Annotated in this window: 17 protein-coding genes; 10 read left to right on the plus strand and 7 right to left on the minus strand. The window is 57.3% G+C overall.

The genetic code is table 11. From position 1 onward, the window contains the following. The first annotated feature begins 399 nt into the window (after positions 1-399). The gene (locus ABEA12_RS04565) at positions 400-1,731 is read left to right on the plus strand and encodes a hypothetical protein (RefSeq protein WP_345466654.1); all 1,332 of its coding nucleotides are present in this window, start codon (positions 400-402) and stop codon (positions 1,729-1,731) included. An 812-nt stretch (positions 1,732-2,543) separates the two neighbouring features. Continuing rightward, complete coding sequence (locus ABEA12_RS04570) at positions 2,544-3,914, plus strand: APC family permease (protein WP_210102393.1); 1,371 nt, start codon at positions 2,544-2,546, stop codon at positions 3,912-3,914. A 329-nt stretch (positions 3,915-4,243) separates the two neighbouring features. Here the strand turns inward: ABEA12_RS04570 and ABEA12_RS04575 are convergent, their stop codons facing one another. Both ABEA12_RS04575 and ABEA12_RS04580 read right to left on the minus strand, forming a co-directional pair. Continuing rightward, on the minus strand, positions 4,244-4,417 hold the full coding sequence (locus ABEA12_RS04575; RefSeq protein WP_210102392.1) for a hypothetical protein: 174 nt from the start codon (positions 4,415-4,417) through the stop codon (positions 4,244-4,246). Positions 4,418-4,743: 326 nt separating this feature from the next. Further along, complete coding sequence (locus ABEA12_RS04580) at positions 4,744-5,238, minus strand: hypothetical protein (RefSeq protein WP_210102391.1); 495 nt, start codon at positions 5,236-5,238, stop codon at positions 4,744-4,746. 655 nt (positions 5,239-5,893) lie between these two features. Here ABEA12_RS04580 and ABEA12_RS04585 point away from each other — a divergent pair. Then, complete coding sequence (locus ABEA12_RS04585) at positions 5,894-6,976, plus strand: carboxylate-amine ligase (protein ID WP_345466660.1); 1,083 nt, start codon at positions 5,894-5,896, stop codon at positions 6,974-6,976. Between the two features lie 182 nt (positions 6,977-7,158). Further along, entirely contained in the window at positions 7,159-7,710 is a 552-nt protein-coding gene (locus ABEA12_RS04590) for a hypothetical protein (RefSeq protein WP_345466663.1), read from the plus strand. A 178-nt stretch (positions 7,711-7,888) separates the two neighbouring features. On the opposite strand, the gene ABEA12_RS04595 is transcribed toward ABEA12_RS04590, so the two are convergent. The 3 genes from ABEA12_RS04595 to ABEA12_RS04605 form a co-directional block, all read right to left on the minus strand. Beyond that, the gene (locus ABEA12_RS04595) at positions 7,889-8,632 is read right to left on the minus strand and encodes an MBL fold metallo-hydrolase (RefSeq protein WP_345466666.1); all 744 of its coding nucleotides are present in this window, start codon (positions 8,630-8,632) and stop codon (positions 7,889-7,891) included. 217 nt (positions 8,633-8,849) lie between these two features. Continuing rightward, positions 8,850-9,050, minus strand: coding sequence for a CDGSH iron-sulfur domain-containing protein (locus ABEA12_RS04600; RefSeq protein ID WP_210102388.1), 201 nt, complete (start codon positions 9,048-9,050; stop codon positions 8,850-8,852). After that, on the minus strand, positions 9,047-10,069 hold the full coding sequence (locus tag ABEA12_RS04605; protein WP_210102387.1) for an iron-containing redox enzyme family protein: 1,023 nt from the start codon (positions 10,067-10,069) through the stop codon (positions 9,047-9,049). Before ABEA12_RS04605 ends, ABEA12_RS04600 begins: the two co-directional genes overlap by 4 nt. A 583-nt stretch (positions 10,070-10,652) precedes the next feature. On the opposite strand from ABEA12_RS04605, the gene ABEA12_RS04610 reads away from it, so the two are divergent. Together ABEA12_RS04610 and ABEA12_RS04615 are read left to right on the plus strand one after the other, a co-directional pair. Beyond that, complete coding sequence (locus ABEA12_RS04610; protein ID WP_210102386.1) at positions 10,653-11,198, plus strand: DUF2243 domain-containing protein; 546 nt, start codon at positions 10,653-10,655, stop codon at positions 11,196-11,198. Between the two features lie 6 nt (positions 11,199-11,204). Further along, positions 11,205-12,017: a cytochrome c oxidase assembly protein gene (locus ABEA12_RS04615; RefSeq protein ID WP_210102385.1), complete on the plus strand. Its 813-nt coding sequence runs from the start codon at positions 11,205-11,207 to the stop codon at positions 12,015-12,017. Positions 12,018-12,146: 129 nt separating this feature from the next. Here the strand turns inward: ABEA12_RS04615 and ABEA12_RS04620 are convergent, their stop codons facing one another. Continuing rightward, a complete protein-coding gene (locus tag ABEA12_RS04620; protein WP_210102384.1) occupies positions 12,147-12,866 on the minus strand; it encodes an HAD family hydrolase in 720 nt (239 codons plus the stop codon). 607 nt (positions 12,867-13,473) lie between these two features. Here ABEA12_RS04620 and ABEA12_RS04625 point away from each other — a divergent pair. The 4 genes from ABEA12_RS04625 to ABEA12_RS04640 all read left to right on the plus strand — a co-directional run bounded on the left by ABEA12_RS04625 (position 13,474) and on the right by ABEA12_RS04640 (position 16,506). Further along, entirely contained in the window at positions 13,474-14,346 is an 873-nt protein-coding gene (locus ABEA12_RS04625) for a hypothetical protein (protein WP_210102383.1), read from the plus strand. After that, positions 14,343-14,756 carry a phage holin family protein gene (locus ABEA12_RS04630; protein ID WP_210102382.1) on the plus strand — a complete coding sequence of 138 codons (414 nt, stop codon included), beginning with the start codon at positions 14,343-14,345 and terminating at the stop codon, positions 14,754-14,756. The genes ABEA12_RS04625 and ABEA12_RS04630 overlap by 4 nt, the downstream gene beginning before the upstream one ends. Before the next feature lie 17 nt (positions 14,757-14,773). Further along, positions 14,774-15,337 (plus strand): DUF3618 domain-containing protein, encoded by a 564-nt coding sequence (locus ABEA12_RS04635; protein ID WP_210102381.1) that lies wholly within the window; start codon positions 14,774-14,776, stop codon positions 15,335-15,337. 356 nt (positions 15,338-15,693) lie between these two features. Further along, entirely contained in the window at positions 15,694-16,506 is an 813-nt protein-coding gene (locus tag ABEA12_RS04640; protein WP_210102380.1) for an SRPBCC family protein, read from the plus strand. A gap of 410 nt (positions 16,507-16,916) precedes the next feature. Here the strand turns inward: ABEA12_RS04640 and ABEA12_RS04645 are convergent, their stop codons facing one another. Continuing rightward, positions 16,917-19,139 (minus strand): catalase, encoded by a 2,223-nt coding sequence (locus ABEA12_RS04645; protein WP_210102379.1) that lies wholly within the window; start codon positions 19,137-19,139, stop codon positions 16,917-16,919. Between the last annotated feature and the right edge of the window lie 229 nt (positions 19,140-19,368).

The following is a 19,368-nucleotide window of genomic DNA, read 5'->3' on the forward strand; positions in this document are numbered from 1 at the left end:
GACCAGTGGCCCGCCGGGAGCTGGGAAATCCAATTTGTTGCGTACTCAGATTCCATAGGGAACGCCACAGACACCAGATACGTAAGTGCAGGACCTGACCTCAGCAAACTCAAATTCACGGTGAAAGAGAAAACTCTCGCCACTCCAAAACCGGTAGAATTCAGTGACTTTGAAGGCTATACGAATGATACGTTTCTCGTCCCAGAGGTAGCTGGGGTGACGTACAGTTCAGGTGGCAATAAGCTGTCGGCTGGACTTCATAATGGCTCAGGAACAGTGACAGTTTCAGCAGCTCCAAGTCGAGGATTCTCGTTCCCATCGAATTCAGTACATAACTGGTCGCATAGTTTCGGGTCCTCTGTAAATTCATCGATTCCCACCATCACCGGCACCCCGACCGTGGGTTCCACGCTGACCGCGGCCCCCGGAACGTGGGGACCGATTGGTGTAGCACTGGCTTACCAGTGGTCGGCCGACGGCACTGCGATCAAGGACGCCACCAGGAGCACCTTCGACCTGGACCCCAACCTTGCGGGCAAGGCCATCACCGTGGCTGTGACCGGCACCAAGGCCGGGTACACCACCGCGACCAAGGCCTCGAAGGCAACCGCTCAAGTTGCTCTGCGTCAATTCACTACCCCACCTGTACCGACGATTTCCGGAACAGTCACAGTCGGATCCACACTGACCGCGATCCCCGGCAACTGGGGCCCGGTCGATGTCCTATTCCAGTACCAGTGGTATCGCGACGGCACCTACCTTCCGTCGGCCACCGACCCCACTTATCAGCTCACAGCTGCCGACCTTGGAAAGAGAATCAGCGTCCTGGTCGAAGGATCCAAGGCAGGGTACGACCACTACCCGATGACGTCGGCTGATACGGCAAAGGTTGGGTCAACCATAAAACGTGTGACGCCCGCGGCACCGACCTCGGTCGCCGCGACTGGCCGTTACACCGTCCCGTCCAGTGAGGGTGTCTTTTATCAGGTCAACGGGATCTCGAAGGCGGCCGGCACTTATGCCTCCGGTTACACGAAGATGAATATCATCGCGCTGACGAAGCCCGGCTATACGCTGTCCGGGACTACGTCCTGGGTGCTGGACCTTTCGAAGAAACCCGTGGCGGCAACCGCGCCGTCAATCAACTACACAGATAAGAGCATCACTCTCCCTCGCACCACCGGGGTCGACTACTCCATTGACGGCGTCCTGAAGGCGGCTGGAACGCATAAGGTCACAACTTATGCGACGGTCACGGCCAAGGCGTCCGCACCGAACTACACGGTCGCAGCGAAGACGTGGAAGTACGACCTTCGAACCGCCGTCACACCCACGAAGCCGGTGTTCAGCGCCTCGGCCAACACCGTAAAGATCCCAGCCAAGACCGGGGTTACCTACTACGTCAACAATGTGCTAAAGAAGGCCGGAACCCACAAATACACCGGCTCGGGAACCATCACGACCAAGGCTTCGAGCGGCTCGTACAAGCTGACTGGTACCACGTCGTGGAAGTTCGACAACCGCAACGCCGTCACACCCACGAAGCCGGTGTTCAGCGCCTCGGCCAATACCGTAAAGATCCCAGCCAAGACCGGGGTTACCTACTACGTCAACAATGTGCTCAAGAAGACCGGAACCCACAAATACACGGGTGCTGTCACGGTGACCACCAAGGTTTCCAACGGTTCGTACAAGCTGGCCGGTATCCAAAAATGGACGGCCCGCCTGTGACAGGCGAATAACCAGCCGAATGAAACATGAAGCACCTGTGCCACCGACCAATGCCGGTGGCACAGGTGCTTAAGTGAAATATCGTCAACGCAAGTAGACATCAATCGGTATGGGATAGTCCGATCCCGATGTTTAGCTTGGGCATTGGAAGTTTTATTCGCCCCGCTTCGCGCGCCATGGTGGCTTCCCACTTGCACGGTCTTTTTAGCCGATCCCTCAACGCAACACCTAAGCATCAAGAAACTGACAGTCAAATACGTTTATCTTCCACAGTGCATAGATTCGCGTATACCCGGCCCGGAATAATGCCCGATGAAGGTAGCCCAAACTCTACACTCGAGACATTTCACTGAACCGCACTGAAACTTATGGAAACTCGTTTTAACGATTCTGGGGTTCCAGAATACACGATTGTTGGTGCTGCTTTCCAAACTTTCTGGACGGAATGTATTCGATACTTGAATGCAATTTTTCGTCATTGAATCAACGGACCCAGCCTGCTGTCTCGTTCCCCACTTAGTGGCGCGACTTCCACGCTTCTTGATCCCTGAACCCGCGGCGCATCGTATCCGGTGCCACCCCGATCAGGTCCGCCACATGCCGCCTCGAAGCTGCCACCGATTCGCCGGGAACAGCCGCACGGCTCGTGAAATAGCCGCACCGCACGGGCCCTGGTTTCCTCATCAAACTTCCCACCACCTGCCATGGATCTATCCTCCGTGTTTTTCGGAGTATCCAGCAAACCCAGGACGGTTCAAATTATTCTGTCCTGCAAACTGACCAAAAGGACAGCTCGACCCTAAACTGATGCCATGACAGCTCCCCTGAACGCACAAGAGTCGAAACTTAAGAAGGCGATCTCCGGTCCGTTGCTCTACCTATTCATCCTCGGTGATGTCCTGGGTGCGGGAATCTACGCGCTTGTGGGTAAGGTCGCCGGCGAGGTCGGTGGTGCGATCTGGATTCCACTGCTTCTGGCACTGTTCCTTGCCATGCTCACGGCTGCCTCATACGCGGAGCTGGTGACCAAGTATCCCAAAGCAGGCGGGGCCGCCATCTTTGCCGAAAGAGCGTTTAAAGTGCCCTTGGTTTCTTTTTTGGTCGGATTCTGCATGCTGGCAGCGGGTGTTACCAGCGCCGCGGGATTGAGCTTGGCATTCGCAGGAGACTACCTCAAGCCTTTCATCGATGTACCCACTGTCCCGGCGGCACTGGTATTCCTGCTCCTCGTCGCCCTGCTTAACGGGCGCGGGGTAAAAGAATCGGTGCGGGCTAATGTCGTTATGACGGTCATCGAGGTATCGGGGCTGGTCTTGGTCATCGTCCTTGTGGGCATGATGCTCGGTCGTGGCGACGGGGACGCGTCCCGTGTGCTGGAATTCAACCCCGAGGTCTCCCCTGCTGTGGGCATCTTGGCGGCCTCGCTGCTGGCGTATTACTCCTTTGTTGGTTTTGAGACCTCTGCCAACGTCGCAGAAGAAGTCCGCGACGTTCACCGGGTATATCCGAAGGCGTTATTTGGTGCGTTGCTCACTGCCGGTGGAGTTTACGTCTTGATTGGTTTGGCATCTTCGATCGCACTTCCACCAGATGAACTTAATGAGTCCTCCGGGCCACTGCTCCAAGTTGTTCAGGCAACTGGTTTCGGGGTGCCTGATTGGCTCTTTGGTTTGGTGGCACTGATTGCTGTGGCCAACGGCGCTCTCTTGACGATGATCATGGCAAGCCGTTTGGCCTTTGGCATGGCCGAACAATCGCTGCTACCGCGGGTGTTGGGTCGCGTGTTACCCAACCGGCGTACCCCCTGGGTCGCTATTGTAATCACCACGGTGGCTGCGATGGCGTTGACGCTGACCGGTGACCTTCAATCCCTGGCAGAGACTGTGGTGTTGTTGTTGCTGTTCGTTTTTATTAGCACCAATACGGCTGTGCTGGTGCTTCGCAAGGACATCGTCGAACACGAGCACTTTCGTGTCCCGACCGTCATCCCGTATCTGGCCCTGGCCTCCTGCGTCTTGCTGCTTTTCCAACAAGGAGCAGATATCTGGTTGAGAGCTGCAATTCTGCTCCTCATTGGTCTAGTGTTCTTCTTCCTCGCCAAGTGGATTGGGTCCAAGCAACGCAAGGACCACCCGTCTGATCAACCGGCGTCGCTACCGACGAAGGATCGGCTGGAACCATAGACCTTGAACGTCCAGGACACCCGAATCGATGGAACGCTTGAGGAGGGCACTGGTGGGACCGATGCGTCACATTAGCTAAGGGGATATACAGCAAAATAAGGGTTTGTTTCTCGCCGGTGCATTTGCGTTTCCACCGACCCCCCGAACCCAGAACCTAAGGCATTAGATTCAAGAAATTGTTGGCCCAAAGTGCTTATCCATGATGACTACGATTTCGAAAATCCGAGCATCACAGAAATCCTGAGTGGTGCTCGGCTCATGCATTTTGACCGGCTGTCGTCTGCCATTCTGAGCGTGTCTTTGTCTTGTCAGCCGGCACGTGGTGGAGGTTATCCTGAAGGATTATCGATCGGCTTGTCGTGTTGGTCCGTACCGTCGCTGGGGTCGATCTCCTTCGCCTTTGGCACTTCCGCCTCGGATGCTTTCTGCGCATCTTTGGTCGGGGATTCTTCATCGGGTACCTCTACGGATAGATCTTGGTCCTTCTCCGGGGTCGCATTCATGGTGTGGGTCCTTTCCTTTTGGATGGATATAAAGTTTCTTAACTCATGCACGTCATCACTGCCGGGTACATGTCGCTCTCTGCGGGACTATCCGCTACATCCATTTGGAACAACACCCCAGCACCGCAATCCTCGGCATGACGATTCACGGCGCAAGCTGGTTACGTTCACTGAGAGGGTTCAAACGCGGATGCGCCCTTCATGAGCGCAAGTGATGATCCGTGCGGGATCAGCCGGACCAACGAGCTGGCAGGGGGTTTACCGGAACCAGCAGGCGGTGCTCGCTCGACTGGAGCCTCGTTTCGCAGCGGCTCCCGAATAGCTGCCTACCCGATCGGCGTAGTGCGCACGACTTGGGCGTGTAGCCCAATGAGCGTGTCTCGTTGGTCCCCTGCCCGGTCCTGGAGGTGACGCAACTTCTCTGAGTCCAGTTCGGGAATGCTGCCGCTTAACGCGATCAGGGTTTCCCATAAGCGAGCTTTGGCTTCAACGGCCGCGACCAGGGCCTCGAGTTCCAGAACATCGGCACCGATAGAACGTTTGAAAATAGCTCCATTGGGTTTGAGGCGTCCCACTAGCTCACCGAACACTCCCATGAACATGGTGAGGGACACTTGGCGCATGCCCAGGTCGGTCATCATCACGCGAAGGGCTCGGCAGTCTTGCTCGACCTCACCGTGGGTTCTGGCAACCTCGGTTCGTACTTGGTGCCGGCTGTGCCCTTGGGCGACCCGATCAAAAAGTCTAACGCCGGTCCTTGCCCCGGCCATGTGATCGCGTAAATAGAACGGCAACCATTCGTGTGTGGTTTTTTGGCTCATGTCTCCTCCATCGAAACTCTCGACGCCTTTTTTTGACAACTTTCAGGCTAGTCCAATAGCGACGTCCTTGTGATGCTCGGCACACATGCGCGACCCGTCACTCCTACTGCACGGATAGAAAGACTTGGCGATGCCGATCCCTTCCGCTGCTGGGAACGCTCCCCTGCTTTCGCCTACGGATCTGGTATTGATGATGCCCGCTGGTAAGTTCTTTGGTGTTCATCACCGTTCCCCATGGACAGATCTGGATTGACCGGTCAGTTGTCTCTCAAATAAATCGTCCGCGTCATAGACGGAGCTATTGTTCACACCGTAGGCCCCTACGCCAGATGACATCCTCAGAAAATACCATCGGGCGGCGGCTCACAACACGGGTTCATGGTTCATGGTGACTGCATTTTTCCTTGCCTCGAGACCCGTGTGGGATCCATGATGGCTAGAGATTCCATAGCCGGTTACCTCGTCCGGCTGATATAACGAAAGTGGTTCCCATGAAAAACTCAAAGGCACAGCCGTTCGGCGTGCAGCATGCGCCGCGAGCTTCTGGATCCCGAAAGTGATTCCCGTCAGCGGGACACCATCCGTCGCCGCGGTTATTCCTTCGAACTCAACTCACGGCCATTTCAACGATTCCCCGAGACCAGACGAAAGAGCCATGCGTACTTTTGGCATTGAAGAGGAATTCTTTCTCATCCGTCCAGACACCGGTTATCCAGCAGATCTCACGCGTCGAGGCCACGAGGAAATCGTGAACCGGGGAGGCGGGAACGAGCGCATTCACACGGAGCTACTGGCCTGTCAGCTCGAAACCAGCACCCCTGTTCTCACACACCGCGATGAGGCGATCCTTGCTGTGTCCCAAACGCGTAGCAAGCTCAACAAGGCGGCACACGAGGTGGGACTACAACTACTCGGGCTGGGAACCCCTCCGCAAATCCGGCCGGTTCCCGCCACCGTCTCCGCTGCCGATCGCTACTACGCCATCAACGAATTCTCTCCCGGCATCGCCGCCGAGCATTACATCGCCGGTACCCATGTTCACGTGGGCGTTGAGGACCAAGATGCGGGAGTTGTGGCACTGAACTCGCTACGGCCCTGGTTGCCGTTGCTTACCGCGCTGGGCGCCAACTCACCATACTGGCGCGGGATCGATAGCGGGTTCGCTTCTTGGCGCACTATCCAGATTCGTCGCTGGTCGGTGCAGGGAATCCCGCCGTACTTCGCCGGAACCCAGGACTACCTCGCACGCATGGACCTCATGCTCGCCTCCGATGTGCTCTTGGATGCCGGACATATCGGCTGGGGAGCCCGTCTTTCCACCAATTTCCCTACCGTGGAGGTCAGGGTCGCCGATGCCCAGCTAAGCACCTCCGAGACAATCCTGCTAGCCCTGGTCATTCGCGCCCTGGTCAGCACCGGACTGCACCATGGTCCCGAGGCACCGACCGTTGCCCCGGAAGCCTTCGACTTGGCACACTGGCAGGCAGCAAAGTTCGGCATTCAGGGAAACCACTACAACCTGCGTACCGGAACCAAGACCAGTACAGCGGGGATGCTGGAAGACCTGATGGCCTATATCAAGGACGCATTGGTCGAAACCAATGACCTCGACTACGTCCAGAACGCACTGGAACGGATCATGCGCGAAGGTAACGGCGCGATGGCCCAACGTCGCTTCTTCCACACCGGCGGTTTCGATAATGTTCTTGCGCAGTCCGCCATCCGAATGCTTGCCTGACGCGTAGCTTCATCCACGGAAGGTTGAATATTGCTGGTTTGGTCAAGCGGCAGCGGTATGGATCATGAGTGCGCCAACCATTTGAACGTCGTTTTACTGGCGTAAGCATCCTCTCGCAAGTACGCTTTGAGCATTGGTAGCCGACCAGCAAGGTCGACTACGAAGTTACCGCAGGAGATTGCATGTCGAAACGAAATACGTTTTCTCGTACCTCCCATGATCTCGGCCTGGCAGCATGGTTTGGTGGATCGCTGATGGGGGCTATCGGGCTCAATGGTGCCACCGCGAAGGCCAAGACCTCCCAGGAAACCCTGAGGCTGTCCTCGATTGGGTGGGCGCGCTGGACTCCGGTAGCCATCGCCGCCATGACCACTCATGCTGTGGGGGGGGTGGGCCTGATTGCCGGAAACAAGGATCGCTTGCACCGCCAGAACGAAGCCAAGACCAATACCGTGATCAAGCTAGCGGTCACGCTTGTTGCTTCTGCACTTACCGCCTACAGCGGTGTCTTGGGCAAGAAGATCCATGACAACCAAGATGAACCGGTCAAAGGCACCACCGAGCCCGCATCCGAGACCGACCCCGAGTTGGCTTCCGCGCAACGACAGTTGCGTTACTGCCAATGGGCTATCCCGGCGCTGACGGGTATCGCGATCGTAATGGGTGCCCAACAAGGCGAGCAGCAGCGTCCCGCTGAGCAGACCAAGGGGCTCATCAAATCCCTTTCATCCTAGGAAGCGCAGCACCCCTAGCTTCTTGGACGGCTAGGGGTGTGAAGCCGCCCCAGGCTCCGTTTTTCTGCAGTCGCAGTGCCGGTCACGGTCACGGTCCAACCGTTGAAAATGCGCTTGCCGCGGTCCGTCTCGTAGGAAAGGTCCCTGCCGGGTCGACGTACTTCCGCCGCGGGCGGGATTAGAGTATTGGCAGGCTGCGCGCGTGCGCCACGGCTTCGGCAATACCTCCATGGTAAGGCCCACCGTGACCCGGAAGAATCGTGTGCGCCTCGGCTGCGGCAAGCTGCATCAATGATTCCAAGGCCTGTGTGGTGTCTGCGGTTGCTGCGGCGGCAACGATCCGTGGCCCCTTTCTGGCGGTGTAGGGGTCCAAGGTCACCAGCGCGTCCCCGGTGATGAGCGTGTTGCGGTCAGGAAAATGTAGTGCGCAATGGCCATTGGTGTGCCCGGGAACGTAAAGGACCTTAGGTGCGCCGGGTAATGCAGGCATGGGCCCAGGAGCAAGTGGCAGGAAATGGTTCACGCCCTTGACGTTCATGGCTCCAGCCAAGACCATTTTGCCAAGAATGGGGATGGCTCGTGGGTACTTGAAGGGATAGGCCCAGCGTGCTTTCTGGTGCTTGTATCGGTAGGGATGCATGGCGATGTAGGCGTCTTGCGGATGGATCCACAGTGGTGTTCCGTATTCTTTTTGCATCCGCGCTGCCACCCCAAGGTGATCAAAATGGGCATGGGTCAGCACCAGTGCCTCGGCGCGCTCGGGAGCCAATCCCAGTGCCCGAATGGCATCGGTAATCATCCCCCACATGGCGGGGAGGCCTGCATCGACCATCATGAAGCGCTCATCCTGCTGGACTATGTAGCAATTGACGTTGGCGTGGCTGACCAGGTGGATACCTTTGGCGACGTTGTTTTGGATCATGTCTTCCCTCAATTCAGGTCTGCGGGTCAGGTGAAAGACTGTTTCCCTCGAAAATCCGGTGCCTGTCGCAACGCAATCGCTTCCTTCAGGTCCGTCGTGCTGCCCTCACACTGATATGGGACACCCAGCCGTGGAGAAAGCGAGAGTGCCCACGCGCGTCACTCGCCAGGCAGATAGGTTCATGTGCGCTAGGGCTTGCGGCAAAACAGGCGGAAGCTCAGCTTTCCTCGAATTTGTTGAGCTTATGCGTTCCATCGCAAAAAGGCTTGATCGCAGATCCTCCGCAACGGCACAGCGCGACGGTTTCGCGGCTCTTGGGAATCGGGTTCCCCGCCGCATCGCGGATCTCAAAACTACCCCTGACCAAAAGAGGGCCCCTGGGGCAGACGATGATTTCTGTATCCGCGGTTTCGCTCACGCCTGCACCAGACTTTCGCGCAGCGATGACCTGTCCTGTTCCCAAGCGGATAGTTGCCAACGGCCTACCAGCTCATCCAGGAAACAAACTGCCGCGGCACCAAAGAAGACGCTTTCGGAGATGTTCGGGTCGTGCTCGATCAAGCCGCCGGCCAAGTCGCGGCCGGCGATCTGTTCGTGCGCAGCGTCTGCTTCGACATGTTCGTCGAAGTAGTCGGTCACCGGTGCCTTGAATCCAAGGCGACGGAAGCCCCGGGCGTAGCGCGCGTTGGGAATCGATGAGGTCATTTCGTAGATGGCTAGGTGCCCGCAAATTGCACCCCGGAAGCGGCGATGGAGACCGAAAAGTGACATGGCGTTTACCGACGCCAAGGAAATGGCCGGCACCTGGTCAATGTAGGCACCGAACGTGGAATCCAGATCCAGACCTTCCATGGTGCGGGCGAACAGTTCGGAATGCATTTGCCCCGGACGTCCGCCACCATACTCATCGGTTTGGATCTCGACCATGGCTGATTTGGCACGCCCCGTGAGACGAGGAATCGCCCATGTGTGCGGATCGGCTTCCTTGAGCTGGTAGACGGATTTGTGGATCAAGAATTCCTTGGTTTGCTCCATGGATGCGTGCCGTGCAACGAATGTGGCCACCGAAGGACCCCCATTGTCTTTGGCCATGTCGAACAATGCTTCAGCTACCACGTGGGCGCGTGGTTCAACGGCGGGGATGTTGCCGGCACCTTCGCGTAGCCTTGCCTCAAAAAAATCCTCAAGCCTTCCACGAACGGTGAGCAGCGGTGGGTGCCATTCCCATCGATCACTAATGCCCTCAAAGCCGGAGTAGTGCAGTTCATAGAGCATGAACAAGGTGAGTTGAAGATCATCGTCATACAAGATGTCGCCATCAGCCAATGCCGCATCCAGCAGCAAACGAACCGGTTCGAAGGTTACTTCCAGGTCGTTGGTTTCCAAGGCCTTGATCAGGGCCGACCCGACGGGACCACGGGCGCGGGGAAGTTGCATGTAATGCTCCTTGAAATAGATCTCATTCAGCCGAGCGACGGCAGCACGTATCTATGATCTTGCCAGCAGGCATAGCCGCGCGCCACACTTTCGTGCGTGGCTGCGCTATTGCGCGTTGACCAGATTGTTGGTGTCCCGAGCTTTTTACCTGATTCTCCCAACTGGTATCTGTTAGGTCCACACGACCCGAAAGATTTTTGGTCAAAGGAGTTTCATCCCGCGGCTCACACGAAGAGGTGGTGAGATCGAATTTGAACGCTCACCTCGGTGCGGCGTTCACAAAGGTAACCGGCACGACGAGAATATGGTCCGCTGGCACCATCAATACGTCCTGCCCTTGAGTGGGCCACCGGGTCACACCTTCCGAGTTGCCCCTATCAGAAGACAATTCCAAGCCACGTGTAGCCCGTCACATGCAGGCCGTATCTTGATGATTGTGGACAAGCGTAAGGTGCCAATGACAGAGCGTATGCATATTGGCCGGAGACGGCCGCCGGGTCTGCAGAACCCTTCCGGGGCACACCGCTGTGGCGTAGCGTGACTAGCATTCACGACCATACGCGAGTCTCAGAAGGTGATAGTGATGAGTAACCCGGTCCCCCTTGCTACGCGTGAAAACAGGAAAACGACAAGCATTACTCTGCCTGGGATCCTTCTGGGTGTGGGGCTGGGCGGTTTCGTCGACGGGATCCTGATACACCAGATACTGCAGTGGCACCACATGCTGAGCAGCGCAGCCACGGCAAACATCAACATCGGGAACTACCCGGTCACGACCGTCCACGGCCTGCAGATGAATACGCTATGGGACGGTTTTTTCCACACCGTCACATGGCTGGCAATTCTGGCTGGGCTGGGGATCCTCTACTCCCGCATCACTCGCTCCCGGGGCCGGGTGTGGGCCTCACGGGTACTGTGGGGTTGGGTCTTGGTGGGATGGGGAGCGTTTAACATCGTCGAAGGCATCGTGGACCACCACATCTTGGCCATCCATCACGTCATCAGCGGCCCTCACCAGATGACAGCAGACATCGCTTTCCTGGCCTTCGGTGCAGTACTGGTCCTTGCCGGTTGGTTCATCCAACGCGCCGGCCACCCTCCCATCCTTGCCCCCAATCCCAGGGATTAGGAAACGATGAATCCTATGCATGTCGAGCACATACACCCAGACCCGGGCGTCCTGGAGGTGGTGCTGCCTCTCGGCATACTGGTGGTTGTGGGCCTGGGATATTTGGTGTTGGCTCTCCGCCAGGGACGCGATCCTCGCCGGTGGAAACGTTGGCGCACAACCAGCTTCCTGGCGGGCATTGGATTACTGATCGCTGCCTTGATGCCGCAGTTGGCGCTTTTCCCCTCCGGCAGCTTCACAGGTCATATGTATCAACATCTTCTGATTGGCATGTATGCCCCGCTGGGGTTGGCCCTGGGTGCCCCGGTCACCTTGGTGCTGCGTTCGGTCCCCCACCGTCAAGGGCGCATCATCGGACGTGTGCTGGCTTCCACTCCGATGGTACTGATCGCCCACCCCGTGACCGCGCTGGGACTGAACCTTGGCGGGCTGGTCTTGTTGTACCTCACCCCTCTTTACGCCGCCACCACACACAACTCGGCCCTGCATCACGTGGTGCACCTGCACTTCCTGGCCGCCGGGTACCTCTTCGTCTACTCCATTGCAGGTCCGGACCCCGCAGCGCATCGTCCCTCGGTTCCCTTTAGGCTCGTCATCCTCGGGGTGGCCATTGCCGGGCATGCAGTGCTGGCCCAACTGCTCTATGCCGGCGCCTTTGTCCATGTGCCAGCCACTGCTGCCGACCTACGAGCTGGCGCAGATTTGATGTACTACGCCGGAGATATCGCCGAACTCTTGCTGGCCTTTGCGATGGTCAGCACCTGGCGTCCCCGCAGCAAGGTTTCCACGCTTCGCGCAACGCAATCAAAGCTCTCCTAGAGCTCGAGCGGATGCCGCTTCTCGGCAACTATCTACACGATGCGCGGAATTAACATCCTCGGCGTGCCAGTATCCTGTGAACGGAAGATCGGATTCACTCATGTCCCGGCAAACTTCCAAGGTTGGCTATTATGAGTTCGGAGGTGACGATGACCCGGTTGCCAAGTTGTGCAGGACGCCGTCATCGAAGGCATTGAGCAGCGTCTGGATATCCTTATAAACCTCAACCGCTCCCGCCTCACGCAGTTCCGCCTCGCTCGTGCCGCCGGAGGCGACCCCAATAGTAGGTACCGCCAACTCCGACGCAGCGAACACGTCCCAAACCGAGTCCCCCACACAAACAGCATTCTCAGCCGAGAACCCGCCACTGGCAAGAGCGGCCTCAAGGATGTCCGGGGAAGGCTTGGTATTCTCTGCATCATCTGAGCAGGTAGCAGCGGTAATCGATCTATCGGCGTCAATGATGCCGCGCAATACGTTCAAATCCTGCTTCGAGGCCGAAGAGGCAAGGACTACGATCAAACCTTCATCTGCGCATCTGTGCAGCAATTCAGCGGAACCCTTGAAGGCTCGAAGTCCCGGCCAGTAACTCGCGAAAACAGCCCCATGGGTCGCTTCCAACTCAGCGTCCTGTTCCTGGTCCCGGTCTGTTCCTAGCAAGTGTTCGATGAGCTTCCGGCCACCCATGCCGATCGCACGGTTGATTGCCACCATGGGAACATCATGGTCGAAACGGCGGAACGCTTGCCACCATGCCATCGTGTGCTGATAATTCGAATCAACAAGAGTCCCGTCTACGTCGAAAAGAACGCCGTACCGCGTCCCCTTCTTCGATACATCATCCGTCATGGGTAACCGTCCTCTTCAGAGTTGTCCTGCAGCGACACACGCATCACCAATCGGATCAACCCTAAAAGAAAAAACCATCGTTCTCCACCGTTCTAACCAAAGCTTCCATCAATTCAAGAACACCATGAAGCGGTTCATGGTGTTCAGCTGAACTACTTCAACCAAACAGTATGAACAGTCGGCTACGACCTGGATATCCGAACTTTAATCGTCATCATTCTGCGCACCGGTTCCCATGCCGCCTTTCTGAAGCCCACTACTGTTTGCTTCCAGGGAGAGGTTCCAAGAATGAGCCTTAATTTTTTGGTCTGAGGATGTCGCACTAGCCGTTTTCCCACCGCGACACCTGCGTACATACATCCCGATAACTAAATGATGATCGAACCCAGGCCAGCTTCCGATATTGCAGGATTCATCTGCACAGGCTTTGTGGCACTCCGGCAAGCTCGCGCACGAACTTTTTGAAGATTACTGCAATGCCACGTGTCAATTCTCTTGCGCAAGTCTCAGAAACGTACTTACGCTGTGGATCGTAACCTTGCTTGGCATTTTCATTCGATTCGCTGGCCAACGATTTCCAACGGATCTTTCCTGAAAGAGAGCAATAATGACCCAGAACCCATGGCCCCAGGACGGAAGCCTTGAAAACCCCGACACGGACCAACATTCCGCCAGCGGCCAGGCGTCGACGCTGCCGCCGGCACAGAACCCCAAACCATCGGAATCTTCTTCACAGGGTATCGATTCGAAGAAGGATGCGGCCAAGGATGAAGCGGGGAACGTAGCTCGCAACGCCAAGGATGCTGCACAGAACGTGACGGAAACTGCTCGGGAGGAAGCAGGCAGCGTCGCTGTCGAAGCCAAGTCCAGCGCACGCGATTTGATGGAGCAGGCCAAGGCAGATCTGAGTGACCAAGCTGGAACCCAGCAACAAAAGGTCGCCGAAGGCTTGCGTTCGGTTTCCAGCGAGCTGCATTCCATGGTCTCTGCCTCGGATCAATCCGGTATGGCCACCGATCTTGTGCGGCAGGCCGCTGAGCGTTCCTCATCGGTGGCTTCGTGGTTGGATGAGCGAGATCCCGGATCATTGCTGGATGAAGTGAAATCCTTTGCCCGGCAGAAGCCCGGTACGTTTCTGCTTCTGGCAGTCGGGGCAGGCATCTTGGCCGGCAGAATCAGCCGCAACCTCAGTGCCGACGCACCGAAGTCGGAAGGTTCTGCAAACTCTGCGACAGGCACCACTGCACCGAAGACTCCTGTTTCAGACACTTCAACGGCGCCACCCTCGGTACCGGTTGCGCCTCCCTCCCCGGGGGCAGCCGGGGAACCGGACACTTTCCCATTGAAGCCATCGGGTGCCGCGGAGCAGGCAGAAGTCGGCCAACAAGAGCCGTGGGGTGCAGAGCCGGTCATCGTGACTGGACCGCCGAAGTCGGTGGATCCCTTGGGGACCGACCCCTTTGACGGCGGCCATCGATGAACACCGAAATGCCCCCTACCGGCGATCCGGCCAAAACCGAATCCTCCTCTCTGGGTGAACTGTTAGGCGATGTCACCCGGGACATGTCCACTTTGATGCGCCAGGAAATTGATCTGGCCAAGGTTGAGCTCAAGGAGACCGCTACCCGAGCCGGGAAGGGCAGTGCCATGCTTGCCGGAGCTGGCGTCGCCGGTCACTTCGTGCTGATCTTTTTGTCCTTGGCTCTATGGTGGGCGCTCGGAACCCTCTGGGGATTGGGCTGGTCCGGAGTTGCCATTGCCGTCGTCTGGGCCATCATCGGCACCGTCCTGGCCGTCCTTGGCCGAAAAGAAATCAAGCAGGCCAAGGGTCTACCCCAGACCAGTGCGACCTTGCAAGAAATCCCGCCCACTTTCAAACCCAACTCTTAGATCCGCGAGGAAAAACAATGAGTGAAAACCCGGATGTCATCCGAGCAGACATTGAAGCTACCCGCTCACGCCTAGGCACCAATGTTGACGCGTTGGCGGACAAGGTCACACCGTCGCATATCGTGCAAAGGCAGAGCGACAAAGTCAAAGACGCAGTGTTCGGCGTGAAAGACAAAGTCATGGGAGCAGCTGACCACTCAGGCAACAGCCTCCAGGACGCAGGCTCGGCACTCGGGGATGCCCCGTCCCAGGTGAGGTCCAAGACCCAAGGGAACCCGCTCGCGGCGGGTTTGATCGCTTTCGGTGCCGGATTGCTTCTGTCCTCGCTGATCCCGGCCAGTCAGCAGGAACGTGAGGCTGTCGATGCCCTCAAGACGGCAGCCGAACCGCTGACGACCGAACTCACCGGAGCTGCCAAAGACATGGCCGAAGGACTGAAGGAACCGGCCCAGGAAGCCATGGAACACCTTAAGGCCACAGCCACTGATGGGGTAGAAAACGTCAAGGCTGAAAGCCAAGATGCTGCCGCTGAAGTCAAGGACAAAGCGTCCGATGCCAGGGACAACGTCCAGCAGGCCTGAGCCGTGCAACCGGCCGACCGTTCCTCGACCTCGTGACGGGACGGTCGGTCGGTGTGCTTAACCTGACCAACGGCCCCCACAGCCGACGAATGATACTGCCAGGATTGAACTTCCGTCTCGGGAACCATGCCGGCCAGAGACGGCTGACCCTTATGAAATTCTGCCAGTTTTCGACAGGGCACGTAGGGACAAGCACTGCTCACGGCGCCGCAGGTCAAGTTTCTGCCACCGATTTGAGCGCTTATAAATTACACGTTGTAGATCTCTGGTCACCCGTTGAGGGTCATGGTTATGCTAAGCATGCTGATGATTTGGTCAGTTGTTCGTATCGCTCATTCTACTCAGAGGGAGACATCATGAGCACGAAGGTCGAAAAAGGTATCTTGGTCAACGTTCCGGTCAGTGTGGTGTACAACCAGTGGACCCAGTTTGAGGAGTTCCCCCATTTCATGGGCGGGGTAAAGAGTGTCTCGCAACTCGGTGACGACCGTATGGAATGGGTTGCTGAGCTCGGGGGTGTGCGCCGGCAGTGGGAAGCGAAGATTCTGGAACAAGTCGTTGATCGTAAGGTTTCATGGGCTGCGACTGAGGGGGCGACGAACGCTGGTTCAGTGTCCTTCGAGGACGTCGGAGGAAATCAGACCCAGGTTCATCTGGTCCTTGATTACGAGCCCGAGGGCCTCGTTGAGAAGGTCGGTGACAAGCTGAACGTGGTGGAAAAGCAGGCCGAGGGCGACCTTGAGCGGTTCAAGGCCTTTATCGAGTCAGAAGGTTATGCCACAGGTGCATGGCGTGGCTCGGTAGATACGGCGGGTGTTAAGTCTGGTTCGCCGAGCATCGAGGATGCGGATTCTTCCCGCGGAGACGATGGCAAGGCAGGTGTTTCAGGAAAAGTTGCAGCCGGCATCGGGCTAGCCGCGGCCGCTGCAGCGGTCGGTGTCGCTGCAACCAAAGGCAACAAGAACAATAAGGAAAAAGTCGATATCCCCGCGGAGACAGCAGCAGATGTGGAAGTCACGCCAGTGGCCCCTGAGGTTGTACCAGTGGTCACACCGTTGAACGATGCATCTGCCGAAGGCTTGCTGAGCGAGAATGACGACAGGCGGTTGGATTCTTTGGGAAAACTACCGTCGATTGGGACGGACAAGCCCGCTGGAGGCGTACTTTAACCAGTTGGTCCGACGTTTGTCGTGGTGCCGGGCTTTCCATTCCAGGGGGCCCGGCTCAGGCTTAACGCAACGTATGATTTTCGTTTGACCGCTGACGGTTCGGTTCACACCGATCGGATCCAGCGCAAAGAAGTATCGCGATGAGCTCGCATATCGAACTAGGCGTGACCAGCCAACCCCCTACAGCAGCACATACCGTGTCCTTATTCGTAGAACCGTCAATCGTTGAGCGTTGGTCTGACCCACGCAGATCTCATTGCGTCAGGGGCATTGAATGTTATGAGCACTGATTGATGGGTGCTCGTGCGCAGGTCTGATTATTCTTTGCCCGTAATAGGCATGTCGGATCGACACCAAGGTGGTGCCGATCCGACATGCCTACTAGGTATTCCCCTTCAAAGTGCTGCTTATTATTCTTCGGCTCCCGTCGCCGGGAAGCGTTCCCATGACCGGTGTGCAGCGAGCAAGTCACCGATGGCAGGGATTACCGTGGCAGAGCCTTCCCCCACGGCGATTCCAGCAACGTCCGAGTTGATACCGGCGCTCTCGAGTGCAGCAACACCAGGACCCCACGCGCCGATGGCCTTGGAGTGACGGAAGGCTTCTGAGAGCAGGAGGTCTATGCGCGGATCCAACCCGGTACCGAAGTGGCCAGCTTTCGCGTCTCGTGCGGGTTTCGCGTCGGCTGCGGGCGTGCTTGCACCGGTCATAATGATCGCGTCGAATTCAATGGATCGCGCGGTGAGGTATGTCCGTTGAACAGGGATTGCTTGGCCCTCCTCTCCGGTAAGCTCGCCTCCGGTGGGTGCGATGAGCAGGGGGACGACCCCTTCTGCATGAAGTGCTTCTCGAGCGGCAGCAATTTGGGATAAATCACTGCTAGCATCGGCGATAATCCCGACTACACGCCCGGCGACTGGCCACTTCATGCCCAGTTGTGACACGGCTGGGCTCGGTTCCACATCGGGATGTTGGACCGTGGCTTCCGGGACCGGCATTCCAAGCCCCGTGGCAACTGCAGCACAGAGCCCAGCGTCGATATTAGCTAGTGCCATCAGTTGGCGTTCACGTATGTTCACTTCATAGCATTTGCCGAGTTCAAAAGTGTAAGCCTCTATGGTGTGATCTTGCTCGACCGGTGTCAGACTGCGGAAGAACAGGCGTGCTTGGCTAAAGTGATCATCGAAGGATGCCGGGTTGCGTCGTTCTTTGATGCTTTCTGCCACTTTCACGGGGACATCTACAAAAGCTCCCACGTCTTCGCCGGCTAGGAAAGGACAGCCCCCGTCCAGCGAGTTCGGATGATACGGCGCAACCCCGGAGTGAACCGCTGTTTGGTGCATGCCGTCGCGGAACATATCGTTCACCGGGGCCTGGGGACGATTGATAGGAAGTTGGGCGAAGTTCGGTCCGCCGAGTCGAGAGATTTGAGTGTCAAGGTACGAAAACAGGCGGACTTGGAGCAATGGGTCGTCGGTGAGGTCGATTCCGGGGACTAAGTGTCCTGGGTGGAAGGCTACCTGTTCGGTTTCAGCGAAGTAGTTGGTGGGGTTGGCGTTCAGGGTCATAAGTCCGATCGGCTGCACCGCGGCGAGTTCTTCGGGAACAAACTTGGTGGGGTCCAGCAGGTCGATGCCTTCAAAGGTTTGGTCTTCGTTGTCGGGGAAGGTCTGTATGCCCAGTTCCCATTGCGGGTACGCGCCTGCCTCAATGGAATCAGCGAGGTCTCGTCGGTGGAAATCTGGATCGATGCCGTTGATGATTTGGGCTTCTTCCCATACCAAGGAGTGCACGCCTTGCTTGGGCTTCCAATGGAACTTCACCAGCGTGGTTTTACCGGCCCCGTCGACCAAGCGGAACGTGTGGACACCGAACCCTTCCATGGTTCGGTACGACCGAGGGATCCCCCGGTCGGACATATTCCACATAGTGTGGGCTTGCGCCTCGGTGTGAAGGGAAACGAAATCCCAAAATGTGTCATGGGCGCTCTGAGCTTGGGGGATTTCGCGGTCAGGATGCGGTTTTGCTGCATGAACGATATCCGGGAACTTGATGCCGTCCTGAATGAAGAACACCGGAATATTGTTGCCGACCAGATCGTATGTACCTTCATCGGTATAAAACTTCGTTGAAAAGCCACGGGTATCACGGACCGTGTCCGCCGAGCCCCGGGAACCCAGGACAGTGGAGAAACGGACGAAAACCGGTGTTTCCACCTCTGGAGCCAAAAACCCTGCCTTGGTAATCTTTGATGCCGTTCCGTAGGATCGGAAGACGCCGTGCGCACCTGCGCCTCGGGCGTGAATCACGCGCTCCGGGATCCTTTCATGGTCAAAGTGCGTGATCTTCTCCCGCAGATGGTGGTCCTGAAGCAGAACAGGACCGCGGGACCCCGCCTTCAAGGAATGATCTGTATCCCCCAAACGCAAACCTTGGGCTGTTGTCAGGTACTGGCCGGACTGCGCCCGTGAACTATCTAAGGCGCCAGTGGGACTGCCCGTGGGGGAAACTGCTTCCGGGCCCTGTTGATCGGGTTTAGGAGGTAAGGGCTCCTGCGGCGTCTTCGGCTCTGCAACGCTGGGATGCTCGCTGGAAGGGGCACCGGGTATCACGATGTGATCTTCAGTTGACACGATTCGTTCTCCTTAGAGTGGGACAGACTTAGCTTGATGATCGCCGCAAACTAGGTATGCCAATTATCTTAGGACCCTGTTTTTTTGTCGAGGCTTTGACACGCTGTTAAGTGACCGTTTCTGAAACCGGCAGTCCACGTAAGTGAAACCGCACCGCCACGGACCGGGTACCGGCCACCAACCATCGCTGATGTCCGGCACCCGTATGAGCCCGCCCTGTATCGTTACG

This window comes from Paeniglutamicibacter antarcticus, from assembly GCF_039544305.1.
GTDB classification, from domain to species: domain Bacteria; phylum Actinomycetota; class Actinomycetes; order Actinomycetales; family Micrococcaceae; genus Paeniglutamicibacter; species Paeniglutamicibacter antarcticus_C.

What these genes read in the sequence shown, in the direction of transcription:
- ABEA12_RS04570 (WP_210102393.1), top strand. Translation starts at nt 2,544, where the DNA reads ATGACAGCTCCCCTGAACGCACAAGAGTCGAAACTTAAGAAGGCGATC.
- ABEA12_RS04575 (WP_210102392.1), bottom strand. Translation starts at nt 4,417, where the DNA reads ATGAATGCGACCCCGGAGAAGGACCAAGATCTATCCGTAGAGGTACCC.
- ABEA12_RS04580 (WP_210102391.1), bottom strand. Translation starts at nt 5,238, where the DNA reads ATGAGCCAAAAAACCACACACGAATGGTTGCCGTTCTATTTACGCGAT.
- ABEA12_RS04585 (WP_345466660.1), top strand. Translation starts at nt 5,894, where the DNA reads ATGCGTACTTTTGGCATTGAAGAGGAATTCTTTCTCATCCGTCCAGAC.
- ABEA12_RS04590 (WP_345466663.1), top strand. Translation starts at nt 7,159, where the DNA reads ATGTCGAAACGAAATACGTTTTCTCGTACCTCCCATGATCTCGGCCTG.
- ABEA12_RS04595 (WP_345466666.1), bottom strand. Translation starts at nt 8,632, where the DNA reads ATGATCCAAAACAACGTCGCCAAAGGTATCCACCTGGTCAGCCACGCC.
- ABEA12_RS04605 (WP_210102387.1), bottom strand. Translation starts at nt 10,069, where the DNA reads ATGCAACTTCCCCGCGCCCGTGGTCCCGTCGGGTCGGCCCTGATCAAG.
- ABEA12_RS04610 (WP_210102386.1), top strand. Translation starts at nt 10,653, where the DNA reads ATGAGTAACCCGGTCCCCCTTGCTACGCGTGAAAACAGGAAAACGACA.
- ABEA12_RS04615 (WP_210102385.1), top strand. Translation starts at nt 11,205, where the DNA reads ATGAATCCTATGCATGTCGAGCACATACACCCAGACCCGGGCGTCCTG.
- ABEA12_RS04620 (WP_210102384.1), bottom strand. Translation starts at nt 12,866, where the DNA reads ATGACGGATGATGTATCGAAGAAGGGGACGCGGTACGGCGTTCTTTTC.
- ABEA12_RS04625 (WP_210102383.1), top strand. Translation starts at nt 13,474, where the DNA reads ATGACCCAGAACCCATGGCCCCAGGACGGAAGCCTTGAAAACCCCGAC.
- ABEA12_RS04630 (WP_210102382.1), top strand. Translation starts at nt 14,343, where the DNA reads ATGAACACCGAAATGCCCCCTACCGGCGATCCGGCCAAAACCGAATCC.
- ABEA12_RS04635 (WP_210102381.1), top strand. Translation starts at nt 14,774, where the DNA reads ATGAGTGAAAACCCGGATGTCATCCGAGCAGACATTGAAGCTACCCGC.
- ABEA12_RS04640 (WP_210102380.1), top strand. Translation starts at nt 15,694, where the DNA reads ATGAGCACGAAGGTCGAAAAAGGTATCTTGGTCAACGTTCCGGTCAGT.